Consider the following 21,857-nt stretch of genomic DNA (forward strand, 5'->3'; position numbering starts at 1 on the left):
GTTACTCCGTTCAATTAAAAACTGGCGCGCGTGAAATATAGTTTCCTACTAATTAAAGTTTTATTGATAGTCGATAAATCGGCTCTGAGGAGCAGATAGAGACGGCGCTGGCTCGTAACCTGGTATATTCGTCCGAAATTGTGACTCTAGCTTGTTCTCTATTGTTGAAAAACCCTTGAGTTGCAGTTGTGCAAGTATCCGTACTCCGGGAAACGCCTGATTCGAAATATTTGTGCTGTTTATGCATTTCTGCAATCCAATACCTAATGACCAGCACTTCGCGTCGTACTTGAATCCAGTCAACGCGTCAATTAGGCGGTTCTGGATAATGTCATAATTCACCCGAGCAACTCCGTACAGACGGTTTGTAAACGGCCACTGCGCCGAGACTACTAACTGGTTGATCGGTTCGTAAGACAGCTGTGTATTCGAGCGCGTATACCAGTACCTCGCGTTCAGCACGCGACGCTCCGCTGGTTTCCATGAAAACCCGAGGGTCGTTTGCATGAGTCGATTGGTACTCTGACTATACTGGAAGGACTGTTCAGTCGAAAAACTGTCGCCGATCTTAAATGAGGAGCCAACAATCACATCGGAGTGCGGGGTCTGCGCTGCTAAACGAGATGGCGTGAATACTACGCGTTGGTTTCTGAAAAAATATTGCTGTGCGATCACGAAGCATGCCCGTTTCTCTCCAGATTCCGCATCTATAAAACATGATGTGAGTGCTGCAGTCAGCCGATTTGCATCGGCAATGCGATCATTGCCGATGAAACCCCGCTCTGTAAAAATCTGAGTCAGACTAAAATCTGCCTCGGCGGTATCAAAAAATGGTACAAACTGCTGATTTCGGTACGGTGTATACACATAGTACAGGCGCGGTTCTAAAGTCTGAATGTAGTCCCGGCTAAAGAGGCGAAGGCTGCGATTTAATATTAAGCCAGAGTCGAGGCTTAGTGTCGGTATATTGATATTGAAACTCTTTAACTGGCTACTATCTGTGTTAACGTCTGTCGTAGACAAATCATATAATGCAAAATGCCACTGTATTTTAGGTGTAAAAAAGTAGCCGGGTCGCACAATTGGATATAAAACGTAAGGGTTAAGAACAAAGCGAGCACCCTCCGCTGCACCAGTTGTGTTAACTAAAAAACAAGTTGCGTCAACTTCAGCGCCGAAGTCTAGTCCACCAATGTTATAGCGACTGTACTTCATATTTATCTGTGGTACACGGCCATATGGTGCTATCGATGATCGAAACGTCTGCCAGTTCTGCCAGCGTAGAAATGTAGACCATGGTCCGCTGTTGTAAGTTAAACCAACCTCCTGCTGATATAAAATCTGAGCGCGCAATAGGAACGAATTGCTCAACGCAAGATCCTCTAGATAGGTCTTATCGGACACTCGGTTATAATAAATATACCCACCAAAACCATTGCCAAAGTTCTGGATATGGTTGAAAAACACATTGTAACGACTAGTGTTCATGATATAGTCATGCGGCAGATACTCGACGAGGAAATTACTCGAGTAGGCTGGGGATGAGTAGTGAAAATTAGATGCAATTAGTACACCACGCTGCGACATAATACAGGGCGTAAGCACCAGATCATAATCAGGTGTAATATTGAAAGAATACGGCATCGATATCATGATGCCAGCTCTCGAATTTATCGAGACATGCGGTATCGTGAAACCGCTGTGGCGGTTTTTAGAGAGCGAAAACAACAGCCAAGGACTAGCAAAAATAGGAACACCTTGGAAGAACAACACACTATTGCGTGCAATACACAGATCCGTCTTGATATCTATGCTAAATCGCGTAGCCTTCACATACCAATCTGGATCACTGTCGCACGGGCATGCTGTATAGGTACCATGGTGCACTACCAGATGTGTATCGTCAATTATGTCGATCTTGTCGGCTGAACCAGAGCCACCAGTTAGATAAAAATAGTACTTTGGCTTCATGATATAGCCAGTAGAGGATCCTATTTTTAAGTGGGCATCCGATCCAGAGAATTCATTATCATTGTTGATAATATGCACATTCCCAAATGCCTCAGCGAGATCGGCCTCTGCGTTGTAATAGATTGAATCAGCTTTTATAACTGACATATAGCGCCGCAATTCAGCATTACCCTCGAGTAATGAGTCATGACCCACTGTGCCTCTAGCCATCTCACTCAACCCGAACATTGTGGGTAGTGCACCTGATGGCAAAGTATGCTTTTCAAGCTGAGGTGCGATACGCAGTTCCCGGGGAACATCCAACTGAGTCGGCGGTGTGCTTATATTTATCAATTGGGCATGAGAGAGCGCTGAAAAAAATCCCGGCACCGCGAGCAACGCAGCGGTGCGTATCAGGCGAGGTACATGTCTTAAATTAAGGACTGATGACAAATTCTTTTGATCGAGCTATGTTGGTCTGCATAGATGCAATAGACAGAGCCGACACTATATCGGCATAAACGGCCGGCTTAGTAATTTCTTGGAAGCTATCTACTCCACCCAAAATCCTTACCCTGTGTCAGGCAGTCGCATCAGAAAGTCGTAAATTATTATACGGTAAAACCCTTTCGCATCATCATAACTCGCATGATTTGATCCAACTCTTTCACTCCTTCTACTCTCTAGCTGGGCTTGCTTCATTACTGGCTCTATTTGATTAGAGCGGCTTAAGATATTAGGGTCTGCTTGCTTTTATTATCGGCACAGAAAACTGAGATTAAGGCGACACGTATTAGATTGCTACTTAATATACAGTACAAAGTTAGTGGTGCGAGTTCTGGCACAAAGAGTATTTTAATGATATGAGCGCTAGCTACTCCTAATGCATACTTCTATATGTATAAAACTATTTACTAGATTGATATAAATGTGCGTGATTATAGTAACTAAGACTATTACAAGGTAAAGTCTATCCTGGCCGTCTAAAATTAGAACATCGCCCTACGGTTTAGACGGCAGTCCTTCCCAGGGGGATATACTGCTGCCCATAAACTTGCTTTTTCAGAAATAAGCGTACTAAAAGATTAGTGCGGGACTAAGGTTAGCTTAATGTCCCAATATCGGTGGCGGGATATATGAATATGCACAGATGAATGAGCACTATAGTAGTGTACTACCCTCTAAATCAGAGCTAATGACCCGAAAATATTCGGGCTCTTGTTGACGATATTGGAACCCTAATACACTAGATGTTGTCGGGAAGATAGCTCTCAACAGAACAAATAATACTTTATTCAAGCATGATACGGTATGAATGCGCCTCCAAATGAGGAGGCGCGATAAGATTATGATATGGCATTGTGGGCGCTGACTAACTGGACTGCACTTGCTAGTTTATTCACACGCTGCAGGCGCACCTACGCATTGCGTTAATCGGTAAGCACAAACAGGATTCAGCGCTAGACGATTCGCGTATTCTTGCGTTGTCGCATGGTAGACTCATGCTACTCGAACCGCTTGTTTAGCCAGTCGAAACAACGATAATCAGGCATATCTATATGTCGCACAGAGGTTACTTCGGCCGCACTATAATCGATTGTGTTAAGCAGGGTATACAGCATTCGACTACGCAGTTCACTAAGGCATATCGTATATGCTTGCACTACTACTTCTTGGTAACACAGCAGACAAACTATGTGCTCGTCTAGTGTTACAATCCAGCGCAAGCTGCACAGGTATGCTACTATCCGATGTCCAATAGCTAGACGAGTTACTATGTATATTTAGCAACAGTTTACCAATGTACGCGCTGCATACCAAGCACATTGCCTAGGTACACTCACGGTCTTTCCGGCAGAAAATATATTCTAAAGTCGAATAAATACAATAGATTCGATCTACGAACAACTAGCCTGGATTAGTTACGCCCCGCAACATCCAAAAGACGCAATTAGAGCGTCTATCTTGAACAAGCAATCTCGGACACATGATATGCTTTCGCTACTGACCAATTATTTGCATGAGCGAGCATAATATTAAACAATGTATTCGCGCTAGTCTCGGCACATATTTCTGTGATCTGGATAGATCCCGATCACACGATATCCATCAAATAGAGATATTCCGTTTCTAGAAACCTATGCTAGAAATCGTTCTAGAATAGTCGCTAGGCGAGCAGTCTCTAGAGACTAAGTCTTCGATATTAATCGAGACACGATTTGTAAAAAGCTGAAAGGGTATGGCCTGTCATAGCACAGTGTCCGCCTTTTCGAATATTTTTATTCTCGCGTGAGCGTAGATTTAAGGTTTTTTCAACATGATTAAGCACGCTCTGATTTCTGTTTCTGATAAAACAGGTATTGTTGATTTCGCTAAAAACTTATGTCAACTTGGCGTTATCTTATTGTCTACAGGGGGAACATCAAAGCTGTTTGCTAGTGTGGGCTTGCCATTTACTGAGGTAGCCGACTATACGGGATTCCCCGAAATACTCGATGGCCGCGTTAAAACACTACACCCTAAGGTTCATGGTGGCATTCTTGCAAGACGCAATATACCTGCCCATATAGCTACACTTGATCAGCATGGGATTCTAACGATCGATATGCTTGTAGTTAATCTCTATCCGTTTTCGGAAACCGTCTCGCGAGAAAAATGCTCATTAGATGAAGCCATTGAAAACATCGACATCGGTGGCTCAACTATGCTTCGCTCAGCTGCGAAAAACCACCGTGATGTAACGGTAATCACTGATCCAGCCGACTATGCAGTGATTCTTGATGAAATGCGAGAGCATGGAAATGCAGTCAGCTACATAACCAATTTCCGGCTAGCGACTAAGGTCTTTACATACACCGCTCAATATGACGGCGCAATTACGAACTACCTAACTAGCCTCAACGAGGATCTGCAGCATGCAACACGTAGTACATATCCAACTACGCTGAATCTTTCCTTCACGAAAGTGCAGGACCTGCGCTATGGGGAAAACCCGCATGAAAGTGCAGCGTTCTATCGCGACCCGCAATCGGCTAAAAGCTCTCTAGCGAACTATCGGCAACTGCAAGGTAAAGCACTGTCCTACAATAATATTGCTGATGCCGACACTGCATGGGAATGCGTTAAGGCATTTGATATCCCAACATGCGTGATTATCAAGCATATGAACCCGTGCGGGGTCGGCGTAGCGATGACGCCATACGACGCCTACGCTAAAGCGTGTCAGACTGATCCAACTTCTGCATTCGGCGGCGTTATAGCGTTTAATCGAGAAATTGACGAGGCAACAGCGCGGGAGGTTTCCAGTCAATTTGTTGAAGTTCTACTTGCGCCCTCTTTGACAGATTCAGCACGCCAAGTATTTACCGAAAATCGGAACTTACGCATTCTTCAGATACCGCTAAGTAATACAGCTAACGCGTATGACTTAAAGCGTGTCGGAGGTGGCTTATTAGTGCAGTCACCGGATATAAAGAATGTGCAGCCGCATGAGTTACGCGTAGTCACGAAACGGCATCCAATTTCTAAAGAAATGGATGACCTGTTATTCGCCTGGCGTGTCGCAAAGTTTGTTAAGTCTAATGCGATAGTATTTTGCGCGAATGGTATGACTCTGGGTATTGGTGCGGGTCAAATGAGTCGCGTTGATTCAGCTCGCATTGCTGGCATTAAGGCGAAAAGTGCAAATCTCTCATTGAGAGGCTCAGCGGTTGCCTCTGATGCATTTTTTCCATTTCGAGATGGGCTTGATGTCGTCGTTTCAGCTGGCGCGACCTGTGTTATTCAACCTGGCGGCTCGATGCGCGATAATCAGATAATTGCAGCAGCTAATGAGTATAATATTGCGATGGTTATTACTGGCATACGACATTTCCGTCACTGACGCCGAGTAAGTTTTACGATGCAAGCTGCATTTAGATAATGCTAATCAATTATAGTGGTAGTATGAGAATAATTGGAATTGATCCGGGATTACGCATCACTGGATTTGGTATTATCGACAAGCATAAAGACATACTTACCTATGTAACTAGCGGGGTTATTCGCACTACGAATGCTGACCTACCGAGTCGGTTAGGTACCATATTCGATGGTGTTGTAACACTAATTCATGAGCATTGCCCTGACCAGGCCGCGATCGAAAAAATATTCGTCAATGTTAATCCTCAGTCGACGCTTTTGCTGGGTCAGGCACGTGGTGCGGCAATTTGCGGACTTGTAGCTGGCCGTATGCCGATAGCTGAATATACTGCGTTACAGCTTAAGCAAGCAGTAGTTGGTTACGGACGTGCGACCAAAGACCAGGTACAGAAGATGGTAGCTCGGTTGTTGAACTTGATCGGCTTGCCCGGTACCGATGCTGCTGACGCTCTCGGTATAGCAATTTGCCACGCACATAGTGGAAAGTTAATAAATACACTCAGCGCGTTTTCATCCATATTAACAAAGAAAAGTTGTCGGATACGCCTGGGGCGATTTATAGAATAATCTGGAACACTTTTCATTCTACTATGCACTATACTTGCACACTAACTTTATATTGATTTGCTATGATCGGGCGTATTACAGGCATCTTGCTTGAGAAAACCCCACCTCATCTATTAGCTGATTGCAGTGGTATCGGATACGAGATTGACGTGCCGATGAGCACGTTTTATAACCTACCCGGAATTGGCAGTAAAGTTACGTTATTTACTCAACTAATTGTACGTGAGGACGCGCACCTATTGTATGGTTTTCTCACGCAACAGGAGCGCCATCTCTTTCGAGAACTACTAAAAATTAGTGGCATTGGAGCTCGCATAGCGCTCGCGGTGCTCTCTGGGATGAGTGTAGTTGATCTTTCGCATACGGTTGCATCGCAAGATACTGCCCGCCTAACACGGGTGCCGGGTATTGGCAAGAAAATCGCCGAGCGACTATTGCTCGAGTTGAAGGGAAAATTGACCAACGATATCAGTATAGTTACCTCGGGTGTATCATCAATCAACTATACGCCGGACATTTTACACGCCCTTATTTCTCTTGGCTATTCTGAGAAAGAGTCGCTTTCCGCAGTCAAGAATATACCAATTAGCATTGATATATCGGACGGTATCAAACTCGCTTTAAAAGTTTTATCGAAAACATGAACTTTATTCTAGGTGAGTATAACTACAGCACACTAGCATAAATAATGGCTGTATGCAGTACAATCGATACATGATCGAAACTGATAAAATTGTCTCAAAGCGCCTGATTTCAGAAATCCCTGCGTCGCCTAACGAAGAAATATTCGAACGAGCTTTACGCCCGCAGCTCTTAGCTGAATATATTGGGCAAGAAAAAGTTTGCATGCAGCTCGAGATTTTTATCGAAGCGGCAAAGCGTCGCTCAGAAGCGCTTGATCATGTACTACTATTTGCTCCACCAGGGCTAGGAAAGACTACACTTGCACATATAATAGCTCGAGAAATGGGCGTCAACCTACGCCAGACATCAGGGCCAATACTTGAACGAGCCGGCGACTTAGCTGCGCTATTGACCCATCTTGAGATGAACGATATATTGTTTATTGACGAGATCCACCGGTTGTCGCCAGTCGTTGAAGAAATCTTGTATCCAGCGCTTGAAGACTATCAAATCGATATTATGATCGGAGAAGGGCCGACAGCACGCAGCGTCAAATTAGACCTGAAGCCATTTACACTAGTAGGGGCTACTACGCGTGCTGGCATGCTTACTAATCCGCTGCGGGATCGCTTTGGTATTAGTGCTCGACTTGAGTTTTATACTGCGAGCGAGTTAGCGCGAATCGTCGAGCGATCGGCTTACCTACTGGGTACGAAAATTGAGCCCGAGGGCGCGCTAGAAATCGCACAGCGTTCGCGTGGTACACCACGTATTGCAAACCGGCTATTGCGTCGTGTACGAGATTATGCTGAAGTCAAGTCTAATGGCTGCATCACAGCACTAACAGCTGATGCCGGATTGACGATGCTTGATGTTGATCCGGTTGGTTTCGATTTAATGGATCGTAAGTTGCTGGACTCGATCCTTCATAAGTTTGATGGCGGACCAGTGGGTTTAGATAACTTGGCTGCCGCCATTGGTGAAGAACGCGACACGATTGAAGATATGGTTGAACCTTATCTGATTCAGCAGGGCTATCTTCAACGTACGCCACGAGGACGGGTTGCAACATTACTTGCCTATCGTTATTTCGGCCTAGCGAACTAGACGCACATAAGATACATCCATAACTTACAGGCCTTACGAACTATCAGACTCTAGTTAGAGAGTGGTAAGCAATATATAGACTGCTTTAAAAATTTGAACAGTAAGATATCGATTATTAGCTACTGGTTAACAGTGTAACTGATGATGCCTCAATAGTCAGTATTGCCTCTCTTCTTACGAAGTAAGAATGCTATCAAAACTTGCAAGTATTTAGTCTCTAGTCGTATATAACTAGCCATGCATACTCTGCTACGCTTAATATTATTAAGCTTTGTGTAATCTGCTATATATACTGCCCCAGTAGATTATTTATCTTATTTCAAGTTATTATGTTCTTCGAAAATGCGCACTAGGTGCATAGGATTACACGCATAAAACGTCGCTTTCCGACCTGAATGATATATATGCCCGCCCCAAGCTTTAGCCCTTTGTCAATAATCGTAGTGCCATTTATTTTTACACCAGACTGTTCTATATTTCGAAATGCTTCACTGATAGATAAAACTAGACCAGTTTTTTTGAGTAAATGTCCGATCAGTAAGGGTGCACCACTCAACTTTATTTCCGAAATATCGTCGGGTATCCCCCCCTTTGCACGAAGATTAAAGTCTTCTAGAGCACGCTGTGCAGCAGCTTGAGAGTGGAAACGAGCAACAATTTCTTGCGCGAACAGAACCTTTAGTATGCGCGGGTTATAACCAGATCGTACCTTGTTCTGGAGGTCTACAATCTCATCAAGACTGCGAAATGAAAGAAGCTTAATATAACGCCACATTAGCGCATCTGAGATACTCATTAGCTTTCCAAATATCTCAGATGGTTTCTCATTAATACCGATATAGTTGTTCTTAGATTTAGACATTTTATTGACACCGTCTAGCCCCTCGAGCAGCGGCATCGTCATAATACATTGTGGCTCCTGCCCATACTGCCTCTGCAATTCTCGGCCCATTAATAGATTAAACTTCTGATCGGTACCGCCTATCTCAAGGTCTGACTGTAGCACAACTGAATCATACCCCTGCATCAGAGGATATAAAAATTCATGGATAGAAATTGGCACTCCGCTTTTAAAGCGCTTAGTAAAATCCTCACGTTCTAGCATACGCGCTACAGTATAGCGAGATGCAAGCTTAATCATACCATTAGCGCCTAGTGGCATTGACCATTCACTATTATAGCGAATCTCTGTTTTTTCAGAATCTAGAACTCGCACAGCTTGTTCTAGATAAGTTTTAGCATTGATCTCAATTTGTTCACAAGTGAGTGGCGGACGCGTCTGATTGCGCCCGGATGGATCACCAATTAACGAAGTGAAGTCACCAATTAGGAAGATAATAGTATGACCAAGATCCTGAAACTGTCGCAGCTTGTTAAGCACTACAGTGTGTCCGATATGGATATCTGGTGCAGTTGGATCGAGTCCAAGCTTGATGCGCAACGGCCTTCCCGTTTGGACACTCTTTGCTAGTTTCCATGCAAATTCATCCTTAATAAGGAGCTCTTCGCAGCCATGTTGTGCCACGGCTAGCATAGCGCGAATTTCATCGGGAATAGATAGGTATGGAACAGAAATATTGGTCTCGGCACTCATTACATACATAATATAACGTACAGAGTCGCGTCACCTATCGCACCTCGCAACCCCGTCTCTCATAATTTTTAAGGGTATTATCGTATAGAAACTAAATTCTACGTGATGTAGCACCGCTTTTGGTAGGTTCTTATACTTACGTGCAACAGTATTGCATTTGCAACTCTACTTCACTTCATAGCACTATTAAATAATTTTTAACTTAAATATCCCCGCATCCGTGAGCTTAAACACAATAATCCCATATTTTTTCGCCGCGGCATCTACGCTATCGATACCCGCGTATACGGTATATACGTCGGCTTACTCAATAGCTATGCCAGCTCAAGTTAACAGTAGCATGTTATGTAATATTAGCAAACATAGTGCAGCACCAAGCTTGTATTATGATTACACACTCGCCAAACTAACTTTCCCGACTAAACAGATTTTATCTGGCGTACTTGATAGTCGGTTTGCTAGCGTGATGAGGCAAGCTGGCGTTTTAAGTAGCTCGATCGACGCTGCGATTGACGCACTGCCAAACATACGTACACTAGCTGGACCCTTTCGCGGGCAGCACTATCGCGTACTAGTTGGTGCGGTAGCCGGTGAACCACCTTATCATCGACGCATCCTCGTTCTTGAGGCCAAGGCAATTAACGGCCCGCCTATCCGCGCTATTTGGTACTGCCTACCGAACAAGTGTGACGGCAGTTTTTATAGTACTAATGGGCACTCATTGCAGCGAGCACTCAATCCCTGCCCTGTTGCGAAGGCGAGATTGTCATCGCGCTTCGGCGAGCGCATGCATCCAATTTCTGGACGCCACGCATTTCACAGTGGTGTTGATTGGGCTGCGCCAAGTGGTACACCAGTACGGGCAAGCGGATCTGGAATCGTTACATTTTTAGGGTGGCGACATGGTTATGGTAAGACAGTTGTCATACGCCATATTCAACAATACGAGACTATGTATGCCCATCTATCTCGAACTCCTCTAAATCTAAAAGCTGGCAAGAAGATTGCTCGTGGTGATGTGATTGGCTACGTTGGCAATACTGGCCGCGCAACTGGCCCGCATCTACATTATGAGGTACGGCATCAAGGCCATCGCTTGAACCCGCTCTCAGCATCAGTTGGTAAACCTGCAGCATTGAGAGGTACTACATTACATGCATTTAAGCGATATTTAGCTAATCTTTTATCTGATAGCAATATCCTATCACGGTCGCATATTACACCAGAATGCTCACAGTCTTAATGTCTAGCAGAATTGAAGGGCATTAGATATTAGCACAGCATCTTGCGCGAACTTGAATTCACTAGATTAGTTCTAAAGCCTTTTTTCTTAAAAAACTAAGTAAAACTTTTAGCACTAGGAGATAATGGACAGTGCCCCCAAATAAGACTTGGGGGCACTCACGCTATATATTATGTAGCTAAAGACGTTACTTGATAAACTTTTCTATACAATACGTGTTCTTGACCAAATTAAAACATTAAGGATAATTTAACTTTGGTGTATACATCTTTTTTACCGAAATAGCCCGACTGACTTATTGCTGTAAAGCAGGTATATCATACTGAGAACGATGAACCACAACCACAAGTAGTGATCGCATTTGGGTTCTTAATTATAAATTGAGCTCCGTTTAAGTCGTCTTTATAATCGATTTCGGCACCTATCAAGTACTGATAACTCATCGAGTCAATTAACAGTTGAACACCGTTTTTATCTATTACAGTATCATCCTCGTTAACCTGCTCGTCGAATGTAAAACCGTATTGAAACCCAGAACAGCCACCACCTCGAACAAATACTCGAAGCTTTAGTTCTGGGTTAGCTTCTTCATCAATTAACTGTTTTACTTTATCGGCGGCTGCATCTGTAAAAAAAAGTGGGACTGGTATCTCAATTACGGGGATATCAGTCATAGCTTTCATTAACTCTTCCTCCAATGTCTTAATGCTGTTCTAGTCTAGAGCTGTTATATAACAGCGATTTAGACTATAAAACCAGCAGTTTTTACGCGACGCCAGAATTTTGCGTGCGATTTATTATGGCACGCGTACTTACTTAGCGCTTAGAAAACTGCTTACGACGCCGCGCTTTATGCAAACCTACTTTTTTACGTTCGACTTCACGCGCATCTCGGGTCACAAAGCCGGCTTTTGACAAAATTGGCTTTAGCGTCTCGTCGTAATCGATTAATGCCCGGGTAATACCATGGCGCACAGCGCCAGCCTGGCCGGTTTCACCACCACCAATGACGTTGACTTTAATATCAAAAGTATTTATATAGTTTACAAGATTTAGTGGTTGACATACGATCATTAACGATGTCTCTCGTGAGAAATAATCAGCAATAAGCTGGCCGTTAACAACGATATCACCTTTACCCGACTTAATAAACACGCGAGCCACCGCGCTTTTTCTGCGGCCGGTACCGTAGTTCCAATTTCCGATCATCTGACCTTGGCTCCTTAGATCTCGAGTGCTTGCGGTTGTTGCGCGGTATGTGGGTGCGTCACGTCTGCGTAGACCTTTAATTTTTTAATCATTGCGTATCCAAGTGGACCTCTCGGTAGCATACCCTTGACAGCTTTTTCCAGTGCTCTGCCCGGAAAACGCTCTTGCATCTTGCTAAAAACTGTTTCATAGATGCCACCCGGATAGCCAGAGTGGCAGTAGTACTTCTTGCTAGTCATTTTTTTGCCAGTAACTTTTATCTTTCTAGCATTAACGACGACAATAAAATCACCGGTATCAACGTGCGGCGTGAACTCAGGCTTATGCTTGCCACGAAGGCGATGTGCTACCTTACTAGCAATACGGCCGAGTACCTTATCCGTCGCGTCAATCACGTACCATTCACGCTTTACCTCATGGGCTTTGGCGGAAAACGTTTTCATGATCGTTCCAAATTAGATGCTTTGCTTTTCTTTAGTCCTACTGATAGATGCGCATTATGGCATGGCTCAGGTTTTCTATAATTTTCCCCATGGGAATTTAGGGAAAAGTTCTATAAAGGAAATTGAAAGTTATTTGCTACCCCAGCTATAATCTTTCTTAGAAAATAAAAGAGGGCCTTAACGCTTTCGTTGGATTTACCAAAGGTAAAAACTTTAGGTTAACTAATATTAGACATTATAGAACCTACGCTAAGCAGTCGCAAGAAAAACTATATTTCGACTTGCTGATATCACGCGTAATATTAGAGTATTACTCTAAAAATATAATGTTTTATCTTTAATTAACCACCTAATAATTCCACTCAATAGAGCGGCCCTAAGTAAAGCTTTTCTCTAAAAATTTCAAACTCTAATAGTAGAGCGGCATCTTTTTTTAAAGAGCCTAGCTTATAGCAACTATAATAAAAATTTGTTCTTTATTACTAAGAATTATAAAGTACGTAAATAAAGCACAAAATGCGTGATAAAATAAGTAACTAATGCCTCCTAAATGGAAGCAAATAACAGATATTCGCTTTTTTAAAAGCGCCTATAAATTAATTAAGAGATGGAAATAGTTCAACCAAAGTGCTAGGGTTAAATAACGTACGACATTATTAATTTCAAAAAGCCATTAGATTTTAGCGTTTGTAATATCATAGTTAGGGCCATGTATCCCATACTTACATCTAACAATCACGAAGTACACTATCAACTTCTCTTATATAAGAGAAGTATAATTTCACGCTGAAAGCAAAGTTTAGTTTTTATGAAGACGGCACTTTTTTAAAAGACACAAAGCAGACCGGTAAGCCGGATTCTGTGCGCGCACCAGTAATATTCCAATGCGCGTGACAGCCATTCCTCTAGGCGCCTCATTACTGAGGCGCTCAAGCTTCCTACCCACAGACTAGAATAGGGCCTATTCTTGCGCTTTGCTGTAGCGCGCACCTGCTTATTTGGAATTGCTCCAGGTGGAGGTTACACTGCCGAAATGCGTTGCCGCAGCCGCGGTGCGCTTTTACCGCACCGTTTCACCCTTACCTGATCCTAACCTGCTAGGCCATCGGCGGTTTGCTTTCTGTTGCCCTATTCCGCGTGTTGCCACGGATGGCTGTTAGCCATCACCCTGCCCTATGGAGTCCGGACTTTCCTCGTCTTCACTTGATGCGTGGAAGACGCGACTGTCTAGCCTACTTTGCAAGCCTCCATTTTAACACAGATAGGATAAGTTAGCCCTAGCTGATGAAAAATATCTTAACAGCTAAGCAGAACTGCGAATTTAAGTCTAGCGCGGCAGAAGTAGTCAAATGCGACATATCGGACTTTAGAGTACATCTACATGGTACCCACATTGCCACAGGGGGATTATTCCGGCTTTTATCTCGTATATTCTAGTAATAATAAGCTGATCTATGAATATTAGGCATTTTTCCGGAGAAGCCTCTATGCTATCTTAGACAACTTAAACTATAGTCTTGACATAGATTTTTCTATATATTGCATAGCAATAACTAACCAACATACTTATTATCGCAACTTCCAGCTGAGATCTTTACCGGGCTTAAACACCACCACGCCAAGGCTATCTGCGTCGACATCTTCGGGCAATACCCAACTCGTACGCTCAAGAGTTACTGTATCCGTAGAGCGTGGTAATCCATAAAAGTCGGAGCCATAAAAGCTTGCAAAACCCTCTAAGCGACGTAAGGCACCAGCTTTATCAAAGGCTTGTGCGTATAGCTCAAGCGCGTGTGGTGCTGTATAACAACCAGCACAGCCACATGGGTTTTCCTTCAGGCTCTGCGGGTGTGGCGCGCTGTCAGTTCCAAGGAAAAATCTCGGATGACCCGAAATAGCCGCCTCGACGAGTGCTAAGCGGTGCGTTTCTCTCTTAAAGACGGGAAGACAGTAATAATGTGGTCGAATACCACCGACTAGTATTGCATTGCGATTTAGTAGTAAGTGATGAGCGGTTATAGTTGCGCCTAGCATGCCCGGTTCTGCATCTGCGTCGCGCACATACTCCACTGCGCTGCGTGTCGTAATATGTTCAAATACTACTTTAAGCGCAGGAAAATCACGCCGCAATGGCTCAAGTACTTGGTCTATAAACACCTCTTCACGATCAAACACGTCGATTGACGGGTCCGTCACCTCACCATGAATTAGTAAAGGTAGACTATTTTGCTGCATTGCCTCTAGTGTCACTACACAGTGTCGTAAGTCTGTGACACCGGCATTTGAATTAGTTGTTGTGCCAGCCGGATAGAGCTTTACGCCATGCACGAAGCCACTTTCGCAAGCTCGCCGCACTTCATCCGGCGACATATTATCAGTCAGATATAGCGTCATCAGAGGTTCGAACGCAACACCAGGTCCTTGCGCGGGACGCGCAGCAAGGATCCTCTGCCGATAAGAGGCAGCCTGCGCAGTCGTAGTAACTGGCGGATTTAGATTCGGCATGATAATCGCTCGGCCGAACTGCCGAGCAGTGTGGGGTAGCACTGTCTCAAGCAGCGCGCCATCACGCACATGTACATGCCAATCATCAGGACGGGCGAGATTTAACACAGACATGCCCGAGGAGCTGAAACTAGCTTTGATGGATTGGTCTAGGCTATTCATATCGATCTGCAATTGAGCGTGCTAAGGCCCGCTTTTGCTCATGCAACATATACTGCCACCCTAGCTTAGGCTCCTTAAATTGAGTATTGTCGGCGCTTTACAAGACGTAACTTTAGCAGGTCTTAAGTTTTTCGGCATTATGTTTTAAGGATTGAGCATCTTTGTAGAATCTTCATGGACTTGCAGGTGTTAGAGACCTTTCGGGTTGACAAATAAAATGGAAGCACGCATATTTCATGGCTACTAAGAATTTAGTTAGAGCTTTACTACACTATTATCTGTTTTAGCTTGATCTATTAAGCCAAGGAATTATATTCCGGACACAAATGTGATCTATAGAGTATGTGTCAGAACTTTTCTATATGTACTTGTTAATCGGCATGCAATACAAATATTAAACACGCGCTTTATATACAGATTCTGCAGCACCTAAGAAAGAGTTTTATCATCCTAATAAACTATAAAAAAGTCGTTTGAGACATTTCAAACATCTTATACGCTCTATTTCTTATCGCAGCATATTTAACTTCTCGATGTTAAAGTAGTAGATATTTCAAATGATTAAATTACCTCATATATAGCGGCTTATTTAATAGAGTATTTAGACTAGAAGATCGATACTACTATATGACATAAAGTAAATAGTATTTACCAGCCTAGTAGACAAGCTCAGAGAGCTGCCGAACAAACAGTGCTACTAAAGTAGCGAAATACCAGGAACGAGAGTTCATCACTAAAGACACGATCCTAATAGTACGCCCTTAGGGTTATAGATTTTGCGTGGTATGACACTGTTTTAAAATTACTGATAAAAACTCCTTAGAGGATATCAGCGCTGTCGGATTTATACGTTGTTAGAAGCAGATGCGTCTCTACTCGTTTTTTATATTTTCAAGTAATATCAGCACTATATAAAATTTTCCTATTTTTACGCACGGTTCAGCATCGCCCCACATTACATCAAGTGGAAACTTGACTAAAACAATGGTTTTAATTTAGAACAGCTTAAGAAGACTGAGGAATAACACAGACATAAGTTTTATTCAGAAAATTAGATCAATACAAATATTCGCTTAAGAATACTCCACCTAATTTCTCTTTAGTAAAATAGAAGTGGGGGGGTGACGGTATACTAAAATCGACATAGGATTATCTTTAATAAAGGTCCTATAGCGTGCATTTAAACGGACGAACAGCTATTACTTCATTTAGATGAAGTAATGCAACAGTAGTTTGTGTTCCGTACACTATACTAAATTCAGAAAATTAGGAAAATTTGTCATCAGTATGCCAAGACTCATTAGCTAGTTATCACCTGTTAATTGCATCATATTCAGCTCATTAATGCTTGACCTGAATACACATAAGATATAACAATTAATTTAGGATCTTAGCTAGAAAACTTTTCGCGCGAGCTGATTTAGGATGTGCAAAAAAGTCTTCTTTACGATTATCCTCAACAATCATCCCTTGATCCATAAAAATAACTCGATGCGCAACCTTTTTTGCGAAGGCCATTTCGTGTGTTACGCATATCATTGTCATTCCCTCTTGCGCTAGTTCGACTATCACATCCAGGACTTCATTGATTATCTCTGTATAAAGAGCCGAGGTCGGTTCATCGAACAACATTGCGATCGGGTCCATCGATAAAGCACGTGCGATCGCTACGCGCTGCTGCTGACCACCCGATAATTTCCCGGGATATTTGTTAGCATGCATCTTTAGACCAACGCGATCGAGCAACTTTAGTCCTTTAGAGATCGCTTTGTCTTTCGATCGACCAAGCACCTTAATCTGAGCAAGCACAAGATTTTCGGTGATTGATAGGTGCGGGAACAGTTCAAAATTCTGGAATACCATCCCGATTTTTGTGCGTAGCCTTGATAGGCTTATCTTAGAATCACTAACTGATTGCTCATTGATTCTAATCTCGCCTCTCTGAAAAGGTTCTAGTCCATTAAATGTCTTAATTAACGTCGATTTTCCTGATCCTGACGGGCCACACACAACAATCACCTCTCCTTTCTTGATCTCAGCCGAGCAATTTTTTAGTACCTGGAAAGTGCTATACCATTTTGAAACATTCTTAATCGAAATCATCTATTGATCTTTTATGTAACCCCCGATTTCACCATGAAAATCACAAAATATCAGCATTATCTTGACGATAATACTTATTATGATGCTCATAATTTTCAGAAGCTCGAAAAATCTATAGCGTCAATCATATAAGACAGAAAAACACCTTCAACATGTCAAGCATCAGTAAAGGAGGCGCTATCGAGCACGAGGCATACTAGGCTGAGCAAACATCACTTTCTTTTATACTATATATCTTAGCAATAAGCTGGATATTTTCAGTCATGCTTTATCTCGACCTATGAAGTGGTAACTATCGTCGATATAAGATAAATATTAATGTTAGAAACATATTTAGCATTTTCCGAAATAGCAGATCCAAAAATCAATAGTTAACGCTATATTTGAATGATGAATAAATTTTTAAAATTTGAGGGTCTGTAGCAAGGTAAAATACCTACCGCTAAGCGTACGTCGCGCGACGCGCCCAGATTTACTTAGGCTGCCATATAATCCCCGGTTAGCCATTTGTTCATGCAGACGTCTATTAACATCAAATAAAAGACGAGATTACTCACACAGATAAATAACACTACAATCGTATTCCTAGTCTTATGTTAGCTAGTCTAGATAAATTTATTAACTTATCAATTAGAATTAGATTATAGAAATATGCAAATTACGATGGTAACGCTATCATCTGACCGAACCTTCATAGAAAAAACAGAAGACATGCCTAGAGATAGGATGTCTTCTGTTTTAGTTTAAATATTAGAAAATAACTAGAAACAAATAAAAGGATCTAAGTTATTAATCTGAAACTCTTATATTCCTTAGTTTCACCAATTACTTGTACCATTTTATACGGTGCTATACCGCTACGTTTGCCTTTAATGACAGCAGTAAAGTAAAAATTAGTCAATCACGGATATAAGCCGCGCATCTCACACGTTAGCAAGATGCGTTTACATGCGATGATATAAGCTGCAGTTCGAATGGATACATTATTTTCCTGTGCAACCTGCCAGACACTAGAAAATGCTTCACGCATTACACACTCTAGTCGCTTATTTATCTTATCCTCGGTCCAAAAGAAATTAGAGAAATTCTGAACCCATTCAAAGTAAGAGACTGTAACACCACCAGCATTAGCGACTACGTCAGGGATGACTAGTACATTATTCTCGCGAAGGATATCGTCAGCAATAGGCGTTGTCGGGCCATTCGCTCCTTCTATTACAATCTTTGTTCGAATGCGCGATGCATTCTTCTCGTTGATTTGACTCTCGAGCGCTGCAGGAATTAAGATATCGCTTTCAATACCCCAGAAATCATCATCGGCAATCGACTCCGCGCCGGCGAAGCCAGTTACACCACCTTTTTCCGTGACATGCTCGAGCAACGCATACGCATCGATTCCGGATGGCTTATAGAGCGTACCAGTATGATCCTGGACGGCAACTACTTTTGCACCCGCCTCGACGAATAGCTTTGCAGCGATCCCGCCGACGTTACCGAATCCTTGCACCGCGGTGCGTGCCGATTTTATATTTAATCCGATACGCCGTGCTGCCTCGCAACCAACGGTGAATACTCCCCGCCCCGTCGCTTCGCGACGGCCTAGTGAGCCACCCAATGAGACTGGCTTACCGGTTACAACACCTGTTGTTATTTGGCCAATATTCATTGAGTACGTATCCATCATCCATGCCATCACCTGCTCATCGGTGTTAACGTCGGTTGCTGGAATATCAGTATTTGGACCAATGATAATGCCAATTTCGCTTGTATACCGGCGCGTAACTCGCTCTAGTTCACTGCGAGAGAGTTTACGTGGATTAACGCGGATACCACCTTTCGCGCCGCCATACGGCACGTTAACCGCAGCATTCTTAATCGACATCCACGCGGAGAGCGCCATCACTTCGGATAGCGTCACATCCTCGTGATATCGAACTCCACCTTTTCCGGGGCCACGCGCTGTATTGTGCTGGACTCGATATCCCTCAAAATGAGATGTCGTACCGTCATCCATCTTAATTGGTACATCAACGATCAATATACGCTTAGGTCGCTTAAGTGTCTCGATCCATCGAGACAGTGAACCTAGATAAGGCGCTACACGATCAATTTGCTGTAAGTAAGAGTTCCATGGGCCCAACGAATCAGTATGTAAATACGAAGGTAAAGTATGCTTATAAAGCACTGATAAATCGTTTAAAGCGGTTTGCTGCGCGGACATGAATGGTCCTCTTCGATTAAGAAGGCCGCCATTGTAAGAAAGCGGCAAGATTTTAATGCCGAATTATTATGCTCTATTTTTTTCTTGCAATAATATGCAGCGGCGTATTATTCTAGGCGTGACACACTATAATGTGTCCTCCCGCTAGCTGCGTACTGTATCCCTGTACAGCGCGCTAGCTTACTGTAATTTAACCAGCTCTCTATCGAGGCGTCAACTAGTCAGCTATCGCACCTCGCGGTAATCGGTCGAACTGCGTGGGTCGCTTAGCCAACACTATATTATCTAGCAGGAACTCGCTGTTGCACCTAGTAAGCATTATCGCTTTGATCCCATCATCCATTTCGGTTTATATACTTGTTTAGATAAATAACTGGCTATACCCTTGTGCTTCGTAGTGTGAAGCGCATATGGTTGTGACGTGCTAGCTAATTAGGTTGACTCTTGGAATAGGTATTCCATAAGAATATAAGATTGAATATAACAGCGATAGCTTACCATGAGGTCGTACTATTCTACACTAGTAACAGTACTGTATCTCACACAGATCGTGCATAGTTCATATAGTGTAAAATTTTATCCTCGCAGCCGCCGGTCGCTTGGAGTGATGTAACACGGCAGGGTAACACGGCAGGCGCCTCAATAAAAGCGGCTATCGTGATTAATTGTCGCTTACTTATGAACATTTGTCTGATTAGCATAAATCCTATTGAGCATGTTAGGTACACGATCGCAGAAATATAAAATAACTTTTTATTTTAGTTGCATCGCGCGACTCCATTATAGCCATACTCGGGACGCATACCGCGCCGTATTTATTATACGGTTTAGTAGAAATTATGTCGCCTCACTCACATTCGAACCGACGATATATCGTAACTATAGTTTAGAGCTATCTTAAGTAATGTGAATGCATGTAGTTTATTGTGCTTCGGCGTCGACAGTTGTTCTAGTATATGTAAAATTATTAGTAGTGTAATCCGGCATCTCCCTTTAAAAGGGGGACAATTTTTAGTACATCTGACTTAGGTATATAGTAAAGTCAGCATATTGGCATATTCTAGATCACTTTCTAGTAGAAAGTGATCTATTTTAGAAAATAGCTTGTAAGCTACCCTAGCTTAGCATCAACAACAGTCACGGCCGATCGATTTGTCAGCTTTCCTAGCAATAAATATTAAAAAACCAATTAAACTACCTCTGCGACTAATGCTCCGCACTAAATAAATAGCGTTTACACCATGACACAGCAGCCCAATAGAAATTTTTTTTATGTTATTATGACGACTGTGTTATGCGCTAGAACGAGATTACTATTCGGATAGTACTATCCTATTGAGTATAGTAAGTATATCATCAAGCTTTTTATCAAAGTGGTGTGGATACACTATTCGCTGTCTAGCGGGTAGTGTGCCAGTAGTTAGCGATCTGCATAGCGCAATATCTTTATTACGTTAGCAAGATTCACGTACTTAGGCGGTCTAGTCTGCGTAGACTGAAAATACACTAAAGTTCTTGCAACATATCATCTTAAGGTTACGAAAATAGTAAAGTATTAAGCAACAGATATAGCGTAGAGCCCCGCAAAGTATTAGGGGGGGGATAGAACGTTATAAATACATAGCACAGATAACGTATAGATGCGCAGTGCTATAGCCAGCAGCATATGTTTAGGTACTATAGGGAGATAGACCTATAATTTTTATATTAATCCTTCTTTATTTATCCTATGCGCTAAGCCTAATATTGTACTCTTCTGGTCTAGGATAGATGTGGATATTATAGGCAGTGCTAGAGGTAAACAGCTGCTATTGCCGATAATAATACTCTTTCTAGCTGAAGAGCGCTAACTCAGATGTTAATACAGATACGCATTTAAATATAAAATCAATTATGATGTCAGTAAATTTAGTTTACTATTATATATCTGTAAACTCGAAGTGAGTAAAATAATAAGATCTACTTTCCAGTAGAAGTGCCACTAGCATTTAACTAGATCTTGAACATATCTGCATGATACATGTGTACATACACATTTTATGTGATGCCCAGCTGCTAATGCACTGATACTAAAATACGAGTACCGATAGTGAGCTAGACAACCACACGTATCGATGACTATAAAACGCTACCGCATACCCAGCAGGGTAAATGTATTGCGTATAATTAGTAATACTCATGCATTACAACCTGCTATGCGACTTATAT

14 protein-coding genes and 1 other RNA gene are annotated in these 21,857 nt (G+C 42.6%); 5 read left to right on the top strand and 10 right to left on the bottom strand.

What is annotated here, in order from left to right; translation table 11 throughout:
- Positions 1 to 60: 60 nt before the first annotated feature.
- Positions 61 to 2,403: an LPS-assembly protein LptD gene (locus tag K0T93_RS03370; RefSeq protein ID WP_225721280.1), complete on the bottom strand. Its 2,343-nt coding sequence runs from the start codon at positions 2,401 to 2,403 to the stop codon at positions 61 to 63.
- Between the two features lie 1,864 nt (positions 2,404 to 4,267).
- Between K0T93_RS03370 and purH the strand changes: the two genes are divergently transcribed.
- From purH to ruvB, 4 genes are all read left to right on the top strand, one after another.
- Complete coding sequence (gene purH / locus K0T93_RS03375) at positions 4,268 to 5,833, top strand: bifunctional phosphoribosylaminoimidazolecarboxamide formyltransferase/IMP cyclohydrolase (RefSeq protein WP_225721281.1); 1,566 nt, start codon at positions 4,268 to 4,270, stop codon at positions 5,831 to 5,833.
- A gap of 62 nt (positions 5,834 to 5,895) precedes the next feature.
- Positions 5,896 to 6,438 (top strand): crossover junction endodeoxyribonuclease RuvC, encoded by a 543-nt coding sequence (gene ruvC, locus K0T93_RS03380; protein WP_225721802.1) that lies wholly within the window; start codon positions 5,896 to 5,898, stop codon positions 6,436 to 6,438.
- A gap of 62 nt (positions 6,439 to 6,500) precedes the next feature.
- A complete protein-coding gene (gene ruvA, locus K0T93_RS03385; RefSeq protein ID WP_225721282.1) occupies positions 6,501 to 7,082 on the top strand; it encodes a Holliday junction branch migration protein RuvA in 582 nt (193 codons plus the stop codon).
- A gap of 70 nt (positions 7,083 to 7,152) precedes the next feature.
- Positions 7,153 to 8,169, top strand: coding sequence for a Holliday junction branch migration DNA helicase RuvB (gene ruvB / locus K0T93_RS03390; protein WP_225721283.1), 1,017 nt, complete (start codon positions 7,153 to 7,155; stop codon positions 8,167 to 8,169).
- A 349-nt stretch (positions 8,170 to 8,518) separates the two neighbouring features.
- On the opposite strand, the gene tyrS is transcribed toward ruvB, so the two are convergent.
- Complete coding sequence (gene tyrS, locus K0T93_RS03395; RefSeq protein ID WP_225721284.1) at positions 8,519 to 9,763, bottom strand: tyrosine--tRNA ligase; 1,245 nt, start codon at positions 9,761 to 9,763, stop codon at positions 8,519 to 8,521.
- Between the two features lie 340 nt (positions 9,764 to 10,103).
- Between tyrS and K0T93_RS03400 the strand changes: the two genes are divergently transcribed.
- Entirely contained in the window at positions 10,104 to 11,006 is a 903-nt protein-coding gene (locus K0T93_RS03400) for a M23 family metallopeptidase (RefSeq protein WP_225721285.1), read from the top strand.
- 317 nt (positions 11,007 to 11,323) lie between these two features.
- On the opposite strand, the gene erpA is transcribed toward K0T93_RS03400, so the two are convergent.
- From erpA to K0T93_RS03440, 8 genes are all read right to left on the bottom strand, one after another.
- Positions 11,324 to 11,689 (bottom strand): iron-sulfur cluster insertion protein ErpA, encoded by a 366-nt coding sequence (gene erpA, locus K0T93_RS03405; RefSeq protein WP_225721286.1) that lies wholly within the window; start codon positions 11,687 to 11,689, stop codon positions 11,324 to 11,326.
- 133 nt (positions 11,690 to 11,822) lie between these two features.
- Positions 11,823 to 12,215, bottom strand: coding sequence for a 30S ribosomal protein S9 (gene rpsI / locus K0T93_RS03410; protein ID WP_225721287.1), 393 nt, complete (start codon positions 12,213 to 12,215; stop codon positions 11,823 to 11,825).
- A gap of 14 nt (positions 12,216 to 12,229) precedes the next feature.
- On the bottom strand, positions 12,230 to 12,658 hold the full coding sequence (rplM, locus tag K0T93_RS03415; protein ID WP_225721288.1) for a 50S ribosomal protein L13: 429 nt from the start codon (positions 12,656 to 12,658) through the stop codon (positions 12,230 to 12,232).
- An 832-nt stretch (positions 12,659 to 13,490) separates the two neighbouring features.
- An RNA gene (gene rnpB, locus K0T93_RS03420) (RNase P RNA component class A) lies at positions 13,491 to 13,897 on the bottom strand.
- A 330-nt stretch (positions 13,898 to 14,227) separates the two neighbouring features.
- A complete protein-coding gene (pyrC, locus tag K0T93_RS03425; protein ID WP_445082786.1) occupies positions 14,228 to 15,325 on the bottom strand; it encodes a dihydroorotase in 1,098 nt (365 codons plus the stop codon).
- A gap of 1,377 nt (positions 15,326 to 16,702) precedes the next feature.
- The gene (locus tag K0T93_RS03430) at positions 16,703 to 17,428 is read right to left on the bottom strand and encodes an amino acid ABC transporter ATP-binding protein (protein WP_225721290.1); all 726 of its coding nucleotides are present in this window, start codon (positions 17,426 to 17,428) and stop codon (positions 16,703 to 16,705) included.
- Between the two features lie 901 nt (positions 17,429 to 18,329).
- Positions 18,330 to 19,649: a Glu/Leu/Phe/Val family dehydrogenase gene (locus K0T93_RS03435; protein WP_225721291.1), complete on the bottom strand. Its 1,320-nt coding sequence runs from the start codon at positions 19,647 to 19,649 to the stop codon at positions 18,330 to 18,332.
- 539 nt (positions 19,650 to 20,188) lie between these two features.
- The gene (locus K0T93_RS03440) at positions 20,189 to 20,350 is read right to left on the bottom strand and encodes a hypothetical protein (RefSeq protein WP_225721292.1); all 162 of its coding nucleotides are present in this window, start codon (positions 20,348 to 20,350) and stop codon (positions 20,189 to 20,191) included.
- Positions 20,351 to 21,857 lie beyond the last annotated feature (1,507 nt).

It is taken from the genome of Candidatus Vallotiella sp. (ex Adelges kitamiensis) (genome assembly GCF_020342435.1).
Classification (GTDB): domain Bacteria; phylum Pseudomonadota; class Gammaproteobacteria; order Burkholderiales; family Burkholderiaceae; genus Mycetohabitans.